The 16522-nt window shown below is 39.2% G+C and carries 15 protein-coding genes; 8 read left to right on the forward strand and 7 right to left on the reverse strand.

The features are described 5' to 3' along the window. Nucleotides 1–250 precede the first annotated feature (250 nt). The 4 genes from DUT70_RS21190 to DUT70_RS14140 form a co-directional block, all read right to left on the reverse strand. On the reverse strand, nucleotides 251–1012 hold the full coding sequence (locus DUT70_RS21190; RefSeq protein WP_205529803.1) for a DUF308 domain-containing protein: 762 nt from the start codon (nucleotides 1010–1012) through the stop codon (nucleotides 251–253). 187 nt (nucleotides 1013–1199) lie between these two features. Beyond that, on the reverse strand, nucleotides 1200–2471 hold the full coding sequence (gene purD / locus DUT70_RS14130) for a phosphoribosylamine--glycine ligase (protein WP_113647991.1): 1272 nt from the start codon (nucleotides 2469–2471) through the stop codon (nucleotides 1200–1202). Between the two features lie 128 nt (nucleotides 2472–2599). After that, a complete protein-coding gene (locus tag DUT70_RS14135; RefSeq protein WP_113647992.1) occupies nucleotides 2600–3286 on the reverse strand; it encodes a pirin family protein in 687 nt (228 codons plus the stop codon). Then, nucleotides 3283–3786, reverse strand: coding sequence for a hypothetical protein (locus DUT70_RS14140; protein ID WP_205529804.1), 504 nt, complete (start codon nucleotides 3784–3786; stop codon nucleotides 3283–3285). Before DUT70_RS14140 ends, DUT70_RS14135 begins: the two co-directional genes overlap by 4 nt. Nucleotides 3787–3933: 147 nt before the next feature. Here DUT70_RS14140 and DUT70_RS21195 point away from each other — a divergent pair, with 147 nt between their 5' ends. Beyond that, the gene (locus DUT70_RS21195; RefSeq protein ID WP_128353371.1) at nucleotides 3934–4164 is read left to right on the forward strand and encodes a hypothetical protein; all 231 of its coding nucleotides are present in this window, start codon (nucleotides 3934–3936) and stop codon (nucleotides 4162–4164) included. Between the two features lie 66 nt (nucleotides 4165–4230). Here the strand turns inward: DUT70_RS21195 and DUT70_RS14150 are convergent, their stop codons facing one another. Then, the gene (locus tag DUT70_RS14150; protein ID WP_113647995.1) at nucleotides 4231–4935 is read right to left on the reverse strand and encodes a LytR/AlgR family response regulator transcription factor; all 705 of its coding nucleotides are present in this window, start codon (nucleotides 4933–4935) and stop codon (nucleotides 4231–4233) included. Continuing rightward, nucleotides 4935–5978, reverse strand: coding sequence for a sensor histidine kinase (locus DUT70_RS14155; protein WP_113647996.1), 1044 nt, complete (start codon nucleotides 5976–5978; stop codon nucleotides 4935–4937). The genes DUT70_RS14150 and DUT70_RS14155 overlap by 1 nt, the downstream gene beginning before the upstream one ends. 154 nt (nucleotides 5979–6132) lie before the next feature. Between DUT70_RS14155 and DUT70_RS14160 the strand changes: the two genes are divergently transcribed. The 5 genes from DUT70_RS14160 to DUT70_RS14180 all read left to right on the forward strand — a co-directional run bounded on the left by DUT70_RS14160 (nucleotide 6133) and on the right by DUT70_RS14180 (nucleotide 13039). Beyond that, nucleotides 6133–6435, forward strand: a complete 303-nt coding sequence (locus DUT70_RS14160; protein WP_128353372.1) for a hypothetical protein — start codon at nucleotides 6133–6135, stop codon at nucleotides 6433–6435. Between the two features lie 266 nt (nucleotides 6436–6701). Beyond that, on the forward strand, nucleotides 6702–10004 hold the full coding sequence (gene secA / locus DUT70_RS14165; RefSeq protein WP_113647998.1) for a preprotein translocase subunit SecA: 3303 nt from the start codon (nucleotides 6702–6704) through the stop codon (nucleotides 10002–10004). 300 nt (nucleotides 10005–10304) lie between these two features. After that, on the forward strand, nucleotides 10305–10739 hold the full coding sequence (locus DUT70_RS14170; RefSeq protein WP_113647999.1) for an SPOR domain-containing protein: 435 nt from the start codon (nucleotides 10305–10307) through the stop codon (nucleotides 10737–10739). A 90-nt stretch (nucleotides 10740–10829) separates the two neighbouring features. Continuing rightward, nucleotides 10830–12011 (forward strand): M20 metallopeptidase family protein, encoded by a 1182-nt coding sequence (locus tag DUT70_RS14175; RefSeq protein ID WP_113648000.1) that lies wholly within the window; start codon nucleotides 10830–10832, stop codon nucleotides 12009–12011. Nucleotides 12012–12088: 77 nt separating this feature from the next. Beyond that, a complete protein-coding gene (locus DUT70_RS14180) occupies nucleotides 12089–13039 on the forward strand; it encodes a hypothetical protein (RefSeq protein ID WP_113648001.1) in 951 nt (316 codons plus the stop codon). Here DUT70_RS14180 and DUT70_RS14185 read toward each other — a convergent pair whose 3' ends face one another. Next, nucleotides 13040–13540, reverse strand: coding sequence for a hypothetical protein (locus tag DUT70_RS14185; RefSeq protein ID WP_113648002.1), 501 nt, complete (start codon nucleotides 13538–13540; stop codon nucleotides 13040–13042). Between the two features lie 96 nt (nucleotides 13541–13636). Here DUT70_RS14185 and DUT70_RS14190 point away from each other — a divergent pair, with 96 nt between their 5' ends. Together DUT70_RS14190 and dnaG are read left to right on the forward strand one after the other, a co-directional pair. Then, nucleotides 13637–14296: an SGNH/GDSL hydrolase family protein gene (locus DUT70_RS14190; RefSeq protein ID WP_113648003.1), complete on the forward strand. Its 660-nt coding sequence runs from the start codon at nucleotides 13637–13639 to the stop codon at nucleotides 14294–14296. Between the two features lie 126 nt (nucleotides 14297–14422). Further along, nucleotides 14423–16387, forward strand: a complete 1965-nt coding sequence (gene dnaG, locus DUT70_RS14195) for a DNA primase (protein ID WP_113648004.1) — start codon at nucleotides 14423–14425, stop codon at nucleotides 16385–16387. Nucleotides 16388–16522: the final 135 nt, after the last annotated feature.

Raw genomic sequence — 16522 nt, forward strand, 5'->3', positions numbered from 1 at the left:
TAATGCCGCTTTTAAAACAGTGTGGTTAAATTGATAATCTTGGTTCTCTTATAAAGTATAGTGAGAATGCTTCTCCGAATTGTCGGAGCTAGCTGTCGTTTCTTCTCGCAAAGGACTAAGAAGAGAGCGTCATTGCGAAGCATGAAGCAATCTTAATGCAGAATGTATGTTATTCTTACTAAGTATAGTTGATATTCAGTGATATGATAATCCAGTTGCTCAGTTGCTCTTGGAGTTTAGCAGCAGGTGTTTATATGATGATTCCCAACGCAACGAAAACTACTCCTACAAAAGAGATAAGGAATGCTGGCTTGCCAAATAGAAGACCAAGAACCACCCCTGCAATAATTAGGAAAACGCCAATCCAGATGTAGCTGGTCGCATTTGTTTGTTCGTCAGGAGAAAGCTGTGGAGTGTCTTTGTTGCTCTCTGTTTTTACTAAAGCATCTTCTTTGCTGGGTGCTACAGTTGTTTCTGCTTTATTGCTTGGCAAAGCCGCTCTGGTAATGGGTGCTGGTGTTGCAATTTCTTTTTCGGGCTTTGCTTGTTCCTTTACAACTTTAGTAGTAGGTTTCGCTTTGGCAATTACTTCCTCTTTTTTTACTGGAGGGGTGGCAACAGGTTTGGGTGTAGGATTGGGCTTAACTATCGCTTTGGCTACAGTGTTTTCTTTTGTTGCAACCTTGCTTCTCAGTTTTGCGGTATTGGTTGCTTTTGGATTTGCTGCAATAGCTTTTTCTGGCCGAGATTTGGTAGGGACCGCAGTTTTTGCTTTTGCAGTAGTGTAAGCGCTTTTTTTGCTAGATGTGGCTTTAGGCTTACTGTTTACGGTAGTGGGCATGTTGTCTGCAGGCAATTGCACCACCTCTTTTTGAGGAGTAATTTCTTTGGCGGTAACTACTACGGTAACTCTTTTAGGTTGTTCTTGCTGCGAAAAACCTAAAAAAGGGAGCATGAGCATTCCCATTAAGAGGAAAGCGAAATAAAATGGTTTATTTAGGTTGTTGCTCAAGCTACAGTTATATTGTTCTGTTTTGTAACAAAAAAATGTGCCAATTAGCCAGATAGGTAGCTGCAGATAAAAAAATCCCGACCAGCGCTACCGCGATAGAACTAATCGGGATGTGGATAATCGCACCTTGTAACTACAAGTTTACGAAAAATGTTGATAAGTGAGAAATTTTTACCTCAAATTGAGATTATATTAGATCGAAGCCTATATCTTCTCTAAAATATTTGCCGTCAAAATATATCCTAGCGGCATCAGCGGTGGCACTTTGTAGCGCTTCAAACTGGGTGTCTTTTACACTGCTAATGGCTAAAACTCTACCACCATTAGTTTTCACCACACCACCTTCTAGGGTTGTGCCTGCATGGAAAGCATAAGAATCTCTAATGTTTTCTAAACCCGAAATGGCTTTTCCTTTTTCGTATTCTCCTGGATATCCACCAGCTACAATCATTACCGTAGCCGCATTTTTAGGGCTGATTTTGATTTGGTAGTTGCCCAATTCTTTTTTGCTGCTGGCTATAAATAGTTCCAATAGGTCATTCTCAATTCTAGGGATTACGCTTTCGGTTTCAGGATCGCCCATACGGCAATTGTATTCGATAACATAAGGGTCGTCACCTACTTTAATCAATCCAAAAAAGATAAAGCCTGTGTAATCTATGCCTTCGCTGGCTAAGCCGTTAACCGTAGGTTTAATAATTTGTTCTTCAATTTTACTTAAAAACGTAGCATCAGCAAAAGGAACTGGGGAAACAGAACCCATACCGCCAGTGTTTAAGCCAGTATCGCCTTGCCCAATTCTCTTATAATCTTTTGCTTCAGGTAAAGTCACATAGTTTTTCCCATCGCTTAAAACAAATACCGATAGCTCAATACCTGTTAAAAACTCTTCTACCACTACAGTTGATCCAGCCTTGCCAAATTTGCCATCTAGCATCAATCTTAACTCGTCCTGCGCCTCTTGGTGATTGTCTATAATCAATACACCTTTACCTGCGGCAAGACCATCGGCTTTTAATACAATGGGAAGGGTGTGTTGTGCTAAATAGGCTATGCCTTCATTTAAATTCTCATCAGTAAACGATTTGGATTTTGCAGTGGGAATGTTGTGACGCTCCATAAATTGTTTGGAGAAATCTTTACTTCCTTCTAATATGGCACCTTCTTTTTTAGGGCCAATTACTGGAATGTGAGCCAATTCTTCGTCGTTCACAAAAAAATCGTGAATACCCAATACCAAAGGTTCTTCGGGACCAACCACTAACATGTCAATTTGCTCTTTCAAAGCAAGTGCTTTTACTGCTTCAAAATCATTAGGATTGATGTTTACATTTTTTCCGTAACTGGCAGTACCTGCATTACCTGGGGCAATGATCAGTTTGTCGCATTTTTCCGATTGGCTTAATTTCCAAGCAAAAGCACATTCTCTTCCGCCAGAACCTATTAGTAAGATATTCATAGCGCAAAGATATTGCTTTCTGCTTACTGGGGGTATAAAAAGTTAAAAGTGTAATTAAAAATGTAAGTATTTGAGCGTTTTGCTCCTTGAGGTGCTTATATGAAATATTTTGGGAACCTTTTTTCGGCTTATTCGGGTAGTTCAATCGTAAGTAGAATAGCATCATTACTCAGGGCTTCCATCTCGATTTTGTCGGTGGCCCATAATGCAATGCCGTCACGTTCGTGAAGCAATCGTCCATCAATTTCAAAAACACCAGCCAATACAAATGAATATAGGGCGGAGAAAGGTGATAAAGAATATTCGTTTTCTCCTCTGCCTTTAAATCGTCCCACACCAATTTTGAATGGAACAGTATCGCTGGTAATGATATCTAATTGATTTGGTTTGCTCAGGTCTATATCCAAGAAAGAAGGTGAGTTGGTATGTTCTTCTTCACTTTTAATGGCGATTATTAAATAGCTAATGGTAGCATCTGGATAGGGATTCTGTAGTTTGAAAAAAGAATTTTCATTGTGGAAAATCATGACACTTTTGCCCACTTCAATATCGATTTGGTTTTCATCTTCATCAAAATAACGTATGCTGCCCAAAATAGGGATAATGATGACATGCCCCTGCTCACGGTGGAAGAAATTGATGGAAGCATTTGGAGCAAGTGTATCATCATGAAGGGCATATAAATTGCCTATCGGCTCTTTTGCTGGATTGTAAATGTTGTCGAAATTAAAAGTGCTATATCTTTTGATTCTTTCATTCTCGGTTACACTTCTTTGGTCGGAAAGAAATATCTTTCCTTGAGAGATTATTTTCATTGTTGTATACTGTAAATGGAAAGATATGGGCTAATGGTAAAAAGGTCAGTTAAGGTTTCGCCCATATTTTCCGTGTTTTGATTTGTTTTAGAAGTAAGCAAATACTGGTCAATCTGTGCCAGATAGTTAAGCTCATCGCTGTAGAAATTAATTGCTACTACATGTTTATCTATGTCTTTTAAATCAGAATTAACAATTTCAAATCGGAACTGGTCAAAGGTTAAAAACAGCAATCCCAAGTTGTTGGTCACGTCGGGTACAATACCATTAAGCTGTTTCACATAGCCCACAATGGCGCCGCTTACTAAAAAGTGCAACTGGTTGGCATTGGGTGCATTTTGCAGTAATTGGGCAAAAGTATTGTATTTGCCAGCTTGGTTGTAGTACTGTGCCTGCATTTTAAACTCTGTAAAGGAATCGGTAAAAACCAACCTTTCCCAAGTACTCATGCTCTCAATGGTAATTATTTTTCGATAACAGAGTCTGATTTTCCCTTTCATGATTTGTTTTCCTCTTTAATTAGCGCCAATGTGCTTGCTAGAAATACCAACGTAAAAACTAAATTCAATACGATAAGCAAAGCTTTGAAGAGTATGCCGTGACTTTGCTGGCTGGTTTCCGTGTCTAAGCAATTTGAGGTAAGCACAATGGAAGCAATAAGTAAAACGCCGCAAAGCGATGTCAGAAGCCTTTTCATTACGGGCGATTTAAACTGGAACACTGAGTTGTGTTCTGCAATGCCCGATTTCTTGCAGGGATTGATCACCGTGGGAGTAGAGATTGCTCCAGTCAACAGGCTCTTTAAAAAGTTTTTTCTTTCCATATCAAATAAGCTTGGCGAAATACTTATCAAATATGTAAAGTGGCGCTTTTTGTAGCAAGTAAGTGTCGGTTAAGCGGTACTTTGTGCCGACAGAGGAAAAAGTGTTAAGAAAGCTTAAGGTTTAAGCCTTCTTCCATTCATTAATAAATGAAGCGTAAGTGTCGCTAATAGGCAACGAAAGGCCATTGCTAAGCTGGGCTTTTCGGCTGGCCACTTGCTGTACCTGTTTAACGGCAACTACATAGCTGCGGTGTATGCGCTTAAATTTTTCTGCAGGGAGCTTATCGATGACTTTTTTGAGCGTGGTTAGGGTTAAAATCATTTTTCCGTTGCTCAAATGGATTTTTACGTAGTCTTCCAAGCTTTCCAAGTAAACAATTTCCTTGATTTCTATTTTGATGAGTTTGTATTCGGAATAAACAAAAAGATATTCACTGGGGCCTTCCAAATCTTTCTGTTGTTTGTAAAGATGATAGTCTAGTGCTTTTTTTGTAGCCGTTTTGAACCTTGCATGTTCAATGGGTTTCAGTAAGTAGTCAATGGCATTCAGTTCAAAGCCATCAAAGGCAAAATTTTTATAAGCAGTAGTGAAAATCACCATTGGTTTTACGGCTAGCGAACCATACAGTTCCAATCCCGTGATATCGGGCATATCTACATCCAAAAACAGTAAGTCAACTTGAAATTTGCTTAAGTATTCGATGGCTGCAACAGCATCTTCAAAAACATGCACTAAGTTTAATCCTTCGGTGGATTGGATATAGGTTTTAATTAGGGCAAGGGCCAAAGGCTCGTCGTCAATTGCTACGCATTTTAAAGGTTCCATTATACTAGGTGAATTGTGAGGTTAATTTTAAATGTTCTTTGATTATTCTCCACTTCTAGGATATGTCTACCAGGGTAGGTGTATTGTAATCGCTTTTTGGTGTTCTCCATTCCTATTCCTGTGCTCTTTCCGTTTTTCTTGTCATGGTTAATGGTGTTTTCGCAATACAAGTTAATCAAGTGATGCTCTACCGACAGCTTAATCACCAATTTACTATTTTTATGATTACTTACACCATATTTGAATACATTTTCTACAAAAGCCATGAAAATCAGCGGTGCTATTTTCTTGTTAGCAAAGCTCCCTTTTACTTGATAATCCACTTGCGTTTTTTCAGTAAGTCTTAATTTTTGTAGCTCAATATAATCTGTCATGCAGCCAATTTCCATTTCGAGAGGTACCTCGTCATTGCGTGCATCGTCGGTAAGGTAGCGCATCAAGTTGGATAGCTTTAAAATGGCAGGTGCAGTATTGGAATCTTGCGTAAAGGCCAACGTATAAACATTGTTAAGGATGTTAAACATAAAATGAGGATTTACCTGCGCCCTTAAAAAAGCGAGCTCGGCATTGGCTTTCTCGGTTTCGGCCTGCAATGCCCTTTGCATAGTGAGCCTCAATTGCTTGTTGGTTTCTGCGGCAACCCCAATAACCAAAGCCAGTAAAAAAAGAAAAATACTTACAATATCTAATAACGGTCCAGGGCTCCCTTTTTGTGAAGGAGATCCAAGAGGGATAGGCCCTTGGGGAGTTGGTTGCGAAATAAAATAGTCGAAGGGTTTGGCTAAGGCGATAATGACTAGTAATAGAAGTAATATTCCAAAATACAAACCATGCTTTTTACGGGCATAAAGCAACGGGAATAAAATTTTGGTATGAAGGAAATAGATGGCCGTAAATAGTAAACAGAAAGCTAAATAGCCAACAATCATGGTAACGGTGATTGTTTTATTGCTTTGTCCGAAAAAAATAAAAATCGGTAAGGTTAAAATGAATAGTCCAGCGATGGCTTGGATGTTGGTGTACAGCCTTACTTTCTTCTGCATCGTCAAAAAAAGCTAGTAAATGTTAATTAATGATAAATGTATCGGTAATTGGCCTCTTTGTATGGATGAAATAGCACTAAGCTGAGGCTAAATGCTTATCTGCCTGAAATCAAATTTCTGATTATAAAAGAATAAAACTAGATTTGCCGCAATAATGAGGCATCTTGTCACCATATCTCTTGTGTTTTTCAGTCTTTCCCACTTGGCTAAAGCCGACCGTGTGGAAGGTACTCGTTATTTGACCGAGCGTTATTGTGCCAAGCAGCAAACCACTTCCGAGCAAAGTTCTATTCGTTCGATACAGGATTTGCAAGACTTGCCCCACTTTATCTTATCTAACAATCAGTTGAGCGCCATTGGCGTGCTTTCTAGCGAAAACTGTATCAAATATAATGTCCGTAATCAGCCCCTTGCTTATTCGGTTACGTTAGAAAATCCAAGGAACAACAGCCCCTAGCACTGCTAAAAACCACAATCATAATATTTCGTTGATAACGGGTAGAAAATGCTGCAGCTGTCAAGTTGACCTGCGATAAGGGTATGGCTTGGTTGTTGTATGTTCATTTACGATTTTACCTGCCTGTGGTAGATAGAGATTGACGAAATACAATTGTTGAAACCTGGTAGCTGGCAATTTTCGAAACAATTAGCCGATTAAACAGTTAACCCACTTTCAACAATTAACCAATTAAACAAATAATACCATTTAACAACAGAATAAACATGTTAGGATTTTTAGCCAAGATTTTTGGAAGCAAATCAGAAAGAGATATAAAGGCACTACAGCCTATTGTAGCGCAAATTAACGAGGAATACGCAAAGTTAGCTTCGTTAAGTAATGATGAACTTAGAAATAAGACCATTGAATTTAAAGCGACCATTGCTTCGGCATTGGCTGACATCGATGAAAAAATCGCCAATTTAAAAACACAAGCAGAGAGTACTGAACTTTCATTGCAAGAAAAAACCAATTTATACGATGAGGTTGATGCCCTTGGCAAAGAGCGCAATGTAGAGTTGGAAAAAGTATTGCAACAAATATTGCCTCAAGCTTTTGCGGTAGTCAAAGAAACTTCACGTCGTTTAAGTGAAAACGAAACGTTGGAAGTAAGCGCTACCGATTTTGATAGAGAGTTAGCTACTAGAAAAAACAATGTTAAAATTGTTGGCGATAAAGCTTTGTGGGCGAATAAGTGGGATGCTGCAGGTACACAAGTAGCTTGGAACATGGTACACTACGATGTACAGTTAATTGGCGGTATGGTGTTGCACAGTGGTAAAATTGCTGAGATGGCTACTGGTGAGGGTAAAACCTTGGTGAGTACATTACCAGCTTATTTAAATGCATTGGCTGGACAAGGTGTGCACATTGTAACAGTGAACGATTACCTTGCCCGTCGTGACTCGGAGTGGAATGGTCCATTGTTCGAGTTCCATGGTTTGAGTGTAGATTGTATCGATAAACACCAACCGAATTCGGAAGAAAGAAGAAAAGCTTACTTAGCAGATATTACTTATGGTACCAACAATGAGTTTGGTTTCGATTACCTGCGTGACAATATGTCGCAAACGCCAGAGCAATTGGTGCAACGTAAATTGCATTTTGCCATGGTGGATGAGGTCGATTCAGTTTTAATTGATGATGCTCGTACACCATTGATTATTTCGGGTCCAGTTCCTTTTGGTGATCAACATGAGTTTCACGAATTGAAACCTCGTATCGAGCGTTTGGTAAATGCACAAAAAGCATACGTTACACAAGCTTTAAATGCGGCAAAAAACTTAATCAACAGCGGTAACGTAGGTACAGAAGAAGGTGAAGGTGGCTTAGCTTTATTGCGTGCGCACCGTGGTTTGCCTAAAACTAAAGCTTTAATCAAGTTCTTAAGCGAAGGTAACAACAAACAAACCTTACTTAAAACAGAAAACTACTACATGGCTGATCAATCTAAGAACATGCCTAAAGTAGATGCTGAATTGTTTTTCCATATTGATGAGAAAAATAACCAAGTGGAATTGACTGAAAAAGGGATTGAGTTGATTACCCAACAAGGTGAAGATCCAAGCTTTTTCGTATTGCCAGATGTGGGTACTGAAATTGCCGAGATCGAAAAATCGAGCTTAAGCAATGAAGAGAAAATTGCACAAAAAGATGCTTTGATGCGTGATTATGCCGTGAAAGCAGAACGTGTTCACTCGATTAACCAATTATTAAAAGCTTATGCCTTATTTGAAAAAGATGTAGAATATATCATTGACGAAGGCAAGGTTAAAATTGTAGATGAGCAAACTGGTCGTATCATGGAAGGCCGTCGTTATTCAGATGGTTTACATCAAGCGATTGAGGCAAAAGAGAATGTGAAAGTAGAAGATGCTTCACAAACTTATGCGACGGTGACTTTACAAAACTATTTCCGTATGTACCATAAACTTTGCGGTATGACGGGTACAGCAACCACAGAAGCTGGCGAGTTTTGGTCAATCTATAAATTGGACGTAGTAGAAATCCCTACCAACCGAGTAATTTCTAGAAAAGACGAACAAGATTACGTTTACCGTACGGTAAGAGAGAAATACAATGCAGTAGCAGAAGAAATCGTAAAATTAACAGAAGCTGGCCGACCTGTATTGGTGGGTACAACCTCGGTAGAGATTTCGGAATTGCTAAGCCGTATGCTGAAATTGAGAGGTATTAAGCACAACGTATTGAACGCGAAAATGCACCAAAGAGAGGCGGATATCGTGGCTGAAGCAGGTCAAGCAGGTCAAGTAACGATTGCGACTAACATGGCTGGTCGTGGTACCGACATTAAGTTAGGCCCAGGCGTTAAAGAAGCTGGAGGTTTGGCCATTATCGGTACGGAGCGTCACGAGTCTCGTCGTGTAGATAGACAGTTACGTGGTCGTTCAGGTCGTCAAGGTGACCCAGGTACTTCGCAGTTCTTTGTATCCTTAGAAGATAACTTGATGCGTTTATTTGGTTCAGAGCGTATCTCCAACATCATGGTACGTATGGGGATCGAAGAGGGTGAAGTAATTCAGCATTCTATGATTACCAACTCAATTGAGAGAGCACAGAAGAAAGTAGAAGAAAATAACTTCGGTGTACGTAAGCGTTTGTTGGAGTACGATGATGTGATGAACTCACAACGTTCGGTAATTTATGCTAAACGTCGTAACGCCTTATTTGGTGAGCGTTTAGACGTAGACATGAACAACATGATTTTTGATGTTGCTGAAGATATTGTAACCGAATACAAAGAAGAATCGAACTACGAAGGCTTTAAGCTGGAAGTGATTAAAAACTTCTCGGTAGATACCGAAATCACTGAGCAAGAATTCAACAGTAAAAAAATCCACGATTTAACAGATAAGTTGTTCGAAGAAGTAACTACTTTCTATATCCGTAAATCAGAAGCGGTAGTGAACCAAGCGATGCCTGTATTGCAACAAGTGTTTGCAGATAGAGGCGATGTAATTGAGCAAATTGTGGTTCCTTTTACAGACGGTATCCGCCATATTCAAGTTCCTGTAGAGCTTAAAAAAGCAATCGAGAACAACGGTAAGGAAATCACCAAATCTTTCGAGAAAACCATCGTGTTGGCTTTAATTGACGATAGTTGGAAAGAGCACTTGCGTGAAATGGATGAATTGAAACAATCGGTACAAAATGCCGTTTACGAGCAAAAAGATCCATTGATTATCTACAAAATGGAAGCTTTCAACTTGTTCAAAAACATGCTTAATGTAGTGAACAAAGAGGTAGTAAGCTTCTTGTTTAAAGGTGGTATTCCAATGCAGCAAGAACCTGAACAAGTAAGAGAAGCGGTTGCTCCAAAACCTCAGCCCAAATTGAATGCTACCAAGCAGGAGTACGGTGACCAATCTGATTTGGATTTAGTAGGTGATACTCGTGAGCCTCAGCCTTTGCAACCAATTAGAAAAGAAGCAACGGTTGGTCGTAACGAACCTTGTCCTTGTGGAAGCGGCAAGAAGTTCAAAAACTGCCACGGTGCAAATCTTTAATGATTAAAATACAGACTTACGAAGTTTTATAAACTTCGTAAGTCTAAAAAAATAAAAGCCCTGAGTGTTAAAACGCTTGGGGCTTTTTTGTGTTTTTATTCTTGCATCGTTTGTCATTTCGACGATAGGAGAAATCTCTGGGGGACATTTCCTGACGAATTTCAGCTAGATATTGCCCAATTGCAGGTAATGAAATTTGTATTAGCAGTTTAGAATGCCGATTTTTGTAAGGAGTTCAGCATTTTGATGCATCATTTCCTGAGGCTTAGTTAAAAAAGCAAAGGAAAACCACCCAAAAATATGAGAATTGTAGTTTTATTTTCTTTACTGTTTGCTTGCCATTTTTCTTTTGCACAAAACAAAGGCGAAGTTACTGTCGTCAAAGATCCTTTGATTGATAGCTTGATTGCTAAGCGCATTGAATTGAATAAAGTAAAACCCACGGTAACCAATCCAAGCGGGAATACTATTGTGTCGTCAATGGGATTTAGGGTACAGATTTACTATGGAGCTGATAGGCGTGAAGCCTTTTCGGAGCAAGCCAAGTTTAAAGCAAGCTATCCAAAACTCAATACCTATATTACTTACAAAGAACCCAATTATTACCTGCGGGTAGGCGACTATCGGACCAGGCTTGAGGCACAGAAATTTTTAAACGAATTGCGGCCTAGCTATCCAACCCTGTTTATTTTTAGGGAAAAGATCAATGCGCCAATATTAGAAGTAGATAAATAATGTTTAATTGTATAAATCGCTTAATTGTTTAATCGATTGTAGTTTACAGTTAACCAAATAACCAAATCAACAGTTAACCTAAAATAAGTAATGAAACAAAAAATACAAGAACTATCCGCTCAAATATTTAACGAAGTGGTAGGTTTTCGTCAACATATACATGCCAATCCAGAATTGTCTTTTCATGAATACGAAACTTCTAAATATGTTAAAGATAAATTGACCAGCTGGGGCATTCCTTTTACAGAAATGGCCAATACTGGTGTGGTGGGTTTAATTACAGGGGCTAAGGCTTCTGATCAAGTCATCGCTTTGCGTGCCGATATGGATGCATTGCCTATTAACGAAGCAAACGACAAGCCATACAAATCAAAAAACGAGGGGGTAATGCATGCTTGTGGTCACGATGTACATACCTCATCACTACTGGGTACAGCGTACATCCTTAACCAATTAAAAGAAGATTTTGCTGGGACCGTGAAATTGGTTTTTCAACCTGCCGAGGAGTTGTTGCCAGGGGGGGCAAGTATCATGATCAAAGAAGGGGTATTGGAAAATCCAGCCCCACAGGCCATCATGGGTCAACACGTAATGCCTTTAATTGAGACTGGAAAAGTAGGTTTTCGTTCGGGAATTTATATGGCTTCTACTGATGAGCTTTACGTAACCGTAACGGGTAAGGGCGGACATGGTGCACAGCCACATCAAAATATCGATCCTGTGTTGATTACTGCACACATTATTGTCGCCTTACAACAAATTGTAAGCAGAAATGCCGATCCACGTTTGCCATCTGTATTGTCTTTTGGTAAAGTTAATGCAAATGGAGCAACCAATGTTATTCCAAATGAAGTAAAACTTGAGGGAACCTTTAGAACTTTGAACGAAGAGTGGAGAAATGAAGCCCATCGTTTGATGAAGAAGATGGCTGAAGGCATTGCTGAAAGTATGGGCGGAAGCTGTCATTTCGATATTCACAGAGGTTATCCGTTTTTAATTAACGAAGAGAAGTTAACCGATAATGCCAAAGCGCTTGCCGAAGATTATTTGGGCAAAGAGAACGTGATCGATTTGGATATTTGGATGGCTGCGGAAGATTTCGCCTATTACTCACAAGTGACCAACGCTTGCTTTTATCGTTTAGGAACTGGAAATGCGGCAAAAGGAACTACGTATTCGGTACATACCCCGAATTTTGACATTGACGAAGATGCGCTGAAAACCTCAACAGGTTTAATGGCTTATCTTGCCCTGAAACAATTGGGTAATTAACTCGTTAAACAAATGTTAGGCATATAAATTGCTAAAGTAAAAGGTATTTGCTTTTTACTTTAGTATTAACTTTTATCATGAAGAGATTTTATTTCCTTATTGTTTCACTACTGTTTTTTGTGGAGGCCAAGGCCCAACAAATTCCTCGTTTTAATCCCGATACGATCAAAACAATCATGCTTGATTCGGTGGTGAACATTAAAGCGAAACGACTGAACATTGAAACTTTTATTGATGCCATCATTAATGACACCAGTTTCTATCAGGCTTTCCGTAATATGAAAAAATATACTTTCATTGCCGAAAACAGGGTGTTTACCTACGACAAGAAAAATCAGGTGGACGGCCGCATATATCGGAAAATACGCCATAATAATGATGGTCCATACAAAATGGAATATCTGGTGAAAGAAGATAATGGCAAGGTATACAAGAAGAACGGAAAATACCAGTTGTATACGGTTGAAATGTTCGATTATATCTTCATGAATGCTTACAATACTGATTTTGTGCCTAACTCGGCTCCAAGTACTGGAAAGGGAAAGAAAAGTACCAACGAAGGTTATAAGGACAAGCTAAAAACCTTAATATTTAATCCTGGACGGCCTATTAAAGGCTTACCGTTTATCGGTAGCAAGACAGAAATTTTCACGGCGAATATGCGCCAGAATTATGATTACACCTTTCACAGCGGGATGTACTTAGATTCTATTCCCGTTTATCGTTTTAAAGTTGCGGTAAAACCTGATTTATCCAAGTGGACCAAAGACGGTATCATGATCAAGGAATTGGTCACTATTTTCGATAAACGCAATTTCGAAATCCTAGGTCGTTATGTAGACATGAAGTACAGCAATATGCTATTCGATTTTGATGTACAGATGAATATTGAAATGAGTTATTTTGATGAGGTAAAGCTCCCTACCAAAATTACTTATCAGGGCAATTGGGATTATCCGTTTAAAAAAGAAGAGAGAGCCAGCTTTTTAGTGCTGCATAAAGATTATCAATTGGGCAAAGGAAAGTAACTACGGCTTCAAGGCAACATCATTAACGATGTATTTGCTTAATTTTTGTGAGATATTGTTGTAGTCTATAGTTTCTTTTTTAGCATCTATTTTAAGTTCTGCGCCGTGAATCACATTGTGTAAAACCATACTTAAGCTCACCACGGCAGCGGTTCCACCTATTCCAACCAACACGGCAACATTAGCGTCGTCAATAGACTGGGCAGCCACAATAGTACCTACCGCTAAAGCCCCCGTAACTGCAGCATAACCCACATCACTACGGTGTTTGTAAACTTTTATGCGCTTTATTTTTTGGTAGGCAATGGGATGAGCAACATCTCTCTTGTCTACCAATACCAAGGCTGATTCATTAATGTCGGTAATTTTTCCGTGTACCTTCTGGTTTCCTTCCACAAAAACGATTGCCGTAAAAGGCGCTCTTTTCTTTTGAGCAAAGCTGACATTTATAAATAGGAGAGTTAATAGAAGAGCAAGTGAAGATTTAGCCAATAATTTCATCAGTACGGGTCGAAAAATTTAATCAAAGATAGAAAATAAATGCGATGTTGATATTTACAGTCAAACAATTAACTTTAGTGCATAAAAAATTGACGAATGAAAACCATTTTAAAACTATCAGTGATGGCGTGTGCCATTTTTCTTCTAATTGCTATGAAATCTAACCGTAAACGTGTGGTATTTTTTGGAGATTCTATTACCCAAGGTGGTGTGAAAGGAAATGGTTATATCAACATGCTGAAAAAACAGGTAGATACCAACAAATTTGAATTGATTGGTGCAGGTATTGGAGGCAATAAAGTCTACGATTTGTATTTGCGTTTAGAGGATGATGTGCTATCAAAAAAGCCTGACTTGGTATTCATTTACGTTGGAATTAACGATGTTTGGCATAAACAAACTTCAAAAACAGGAACCGATTATCCTAAATATATCAAGTTTTATCAGGCATTGATAGACAAGATTAAAGCTTCTGGTAGTAAAGTGGTATTGTGTACCCCATCAGTAATTGGAGAGAAAAAAGCAGGCGCCAACGAAATGGATGCCGAGTTGGAGAAATATTCAACCGGGATTAGAGAGCTGGCCGCTAAAAACAATCTTCCGCTTTGCGATTTAAGAAAGGCCTTTGCCAGCTACGAAGAACAAAACAATGTGCAGGATTTAGAAAAAGGTGTTTTAACGACCGATCGTGTACATTTGAACGATCAAGGCAATTTATTTGTGGCCCAGCAGATGCTGCCTTTTGTTAAACTGTAGGAGATATTGTGTTTCCTACCACCTGGAAATTTTCTTCCATGTGGCGTAGATTCTGACATTTCTTAGCAGTCGAAGATGGTAAAAAATGCTAAATTTGAAGTCCCATTTAGGAAGGATTAGCGAGCAATGATTACAGCAGAAACCATAGAGAAAATTAAGGAAACCGCACGAATAGAGGAAGTGGTTGGTGATTTCGTGCACCTTAAAAAACGTGGTTCAAGCTTAATTGGGAACTGTCCTTTTCATGGAGAAAAAACACCTTCGTTTCACGTTTCGGTAAACAAAGGCATCTACAAATGTTTTGGATGTGGGGTAGCTGGTGATTCAGTACGTTTTGTAATGGATCATGAGAAATACACCTATCCAGAAGCCTTAAAATACCTCGCCACCAAATACAATATTGAGGTTGAAGAAACAGTAGAAAGCAAGGAGCAGATTGAACTAAACAGTGCAAGGGAAAGCCTTTACATTGTTTCGCAGTTTGCCGCCAACTATTTCGAAGAGCAACTTTGGAATAGTGACGATGGGAAAGCCATTGGTCTTAGCTATTTTAAAGAACGCGGTTTTAGGGAAGACATCATTAAAAAATTCAACTTAGGTTACTCGCCCGATGTTTGGGATGCGTTAACGCTGGAAGCAGTCAAAAATCAGCATGCCGAAGAATACCTTGAAAAAACAGGACTCTCTATCAGAAATGATAAAGGGAAGCTGTATGATAGGTTCCGTGGCCGTGTCATGTTCCCTATCCACAACTTTACAGGTAGGGTAATTGGTTTTGGTGGACGTACCTTAAAAACGGATAAAAACGTACCCAAATACGTTAACTCTCCAGAGAGCGATATCTACCACAAATCAAATGTGCTGTATGGTTTGTACCATGCTAAAAAGGCCATTCGCGATCAAGATAATTGTTATTTGGTAGAAGGTTACGCCGACGTTTTGGCGGTTCATCAGGCCTATATTGAAAACGTAGTGGCCTCTTCGGGAACCTCATTAACCATTGAGCAAATTAAGCTCATCAGTAGGTTTACCCAAAACGTGACCATTTTATATGATGGTGATGCGGCGGGGATCAAGGCCTCTTTGCGTGGGCTCGACATGATTTTGGAAGAAGGACTGAACGTAAAAGTTGTTTCCTTCCCAGATGGTGACGATCCTGATTCGTACATGCACAAAGTGGGTGCTGGTGCATTTAAAACCTACATTGAAGAGCAGCGAAAAGATTTTATCCTATATAAAGCCAATATTTTGTTGGCCGAAGCAGGAAAAGACCCTATCAAGCGAGCTGGTATCATTAGAGATATTGTAGAGAGTATTGCCAAAATACCCGATAATATCAAAGCATCTGTCTTTGTAAGAGAATGTAGTCATCTCTTGGAGATTGAAGAGCGGGTGTTGCTCACTGAGCTGAATGCCATCAAACTGGCTAAAAGCAAAAAAGCAGTTACTTCTAGTGCGCCAAAATCATCAGGTTATGGTCATCCCGATATGCCGCCCGATGATCTTTTTGCTGAAGAAGGAGCAGTGGCAGCTCCTACACAAAGCACCACTGAGCAAATTAGTTCAGACCTTTTGCAGGAACATGAAATAGTGAGGCTGTTGCTCACTTTTGGCCACGAACTAGCCACATGGGAGCAAACGGATAACATGTACGTTGGCTCATTCATTATCCAGAACCTTAGTGACGTTACCTTTGATAACGAAATGTGTAATCGTGTGATCGATTATTATCGTACTGAATTGGAAAATGGCCAGCTGCCAACCATCAATCAGTTTTTAAGAAGTGAGGATGAAGAAATTGCTAATTTAGCCATCACCTTAACCACTTCACCTTACAATTTGAGCGAAAACTGGTTGAACAAACATCAAATTTATGTGAAAGATGAAAGCCAAAATATTAAAGCAGCAGTGCTTGGCGGTCTATATCATCTTAAAAAACGGAAGGTAGATAAAATGCTAACCGATTTGATGAACCAGATCAAGGAAGAAAAAGACGTAACGAATCAAGATATCCTGATGGGCCGTTACGCACAAGTGAAAAATGTGGAGCGCACTATTTCTAAATTTTTGGGCTCGGTAATTGTTAAATAATGATTGAATGATAAAAGGAGTGAATGATTGAATAGCGATGTTAGTAATATTTACCATTCAATAGTTTTAAATGATGGTGGTTGGATGATATAAGGGATATTTACTCATTCAAAACTCACTCATTCAAAATTTCAA

It is taken from the genome of Pedobacter chitinilyticus (assembly GCF_003313385.1).
GTDB lineage: Bacteria > Bacteroidota > Bacteroidia > Sphingobacteriales > Sphingobacteriaceae > Pedobacter > Pedobacter chitinilyticus.

Excerpts from the sequence above, each read along its gene's own strand:
- DUT70_RS14135 (WP_113647992.1), bottom strand. The coding sequence starts at position 3,286 with ATGAAAATAATCTCTCAAGGAAAGATATTTCTTTCCGACCAAAGAAGT.
- dnaG (WP_113648004.1), top strand. The coding sequence starts at position 14,423 with ATGATTACAGCAGAAACCATAGAGAAAATTAAGGAAACCGCACGAATA.
- DUT70_RS14185 (WP_113648002.1), bottom strand. The coding sequence starts at position 13,540 with ATGAAATTATTGGCTAAATCTTCACTTGCTCTTCTATTAACTCTCCTA.
- purD (WP_113647991.1), bottom strand. The coding sequence starts at position 2,471 with ATGAATATCTTACTAATAGGTTCTGGCGGAAGAGAATGTGCTTTTGCT.
- DUT70_RS14140 (WP_205529804.1), bottom strand. The coding sequence starts at position 3,786 with ATGAAAGGGAAAATCAGACTCTGTTATCGAAAAATAATTACCATTGAG.
- DUT70_RS21195 (WP_128353371.1), top strand. The coding sequence starts at position 3,934 with ATGGAAGCAATAAGTAAAACGCCGCAAAGCGATGTCAGAAGCCTTTTC.
- DUT70_RS14175 (WP_113648000.1), top strand. The coding sequence starts at position 10,830 with ATGAAACAAAAAATACAAGAACTATCCGCTCAAATATTTAACGAAGTG.
- DUT70_RS14155 (WP_113647996.1), bottom strand. The coding sequence starts at position 5,978 with ATGCAGAAGAAAGTAAGGCTGTACACCAACATCCAAGCCATCGCTGGA.
- DUT70_RS14160 (WP_128353372.1), top strand. The coding sequence starts at position 6,133 with ATGAGGCATCTTGTCACCATATCTCTTGTGTTTTTCAGTCTTTCCCAC.
- DUT70_RS14190 (WP_113648003.1), top strand. The coding sequence starts at position 13,637 with ATGAAAACCATTTTAAAACTATCAGTGATGGCGTGTGCCATTTTTCTT.
- DUT70_RS14180 (WP_113648001.1), top strand. The coding sequence starts at position 12,089 with ATGAAGAGATTTTATTTCCTTATTGTTTCACTACTGTTTTTTGTGGAG.
- secA (WP_113647998.1), top strand. The coding sequence starts at position 6,702 with ATGTTAGGATTTTTAGCCAAGATTTTTGGAAGCAAATCAGAAAGAGAT.
- DUT70_RS14150 (WP_113647995.1), bottom strand. The coding sequence starts at position 4,935 with ATGGAACCTTTAAAATGCGTAGCAATTGACGACGAGCCTTTGGCCCTT.
- DUT70_RS14170 (WP_113647999.1), top strand. The coding sequence starts at position 10,305 with ATGAGAATTGTAGTTTTATTTTCTTTACTGTTTGCTTGCCATTTTTCT.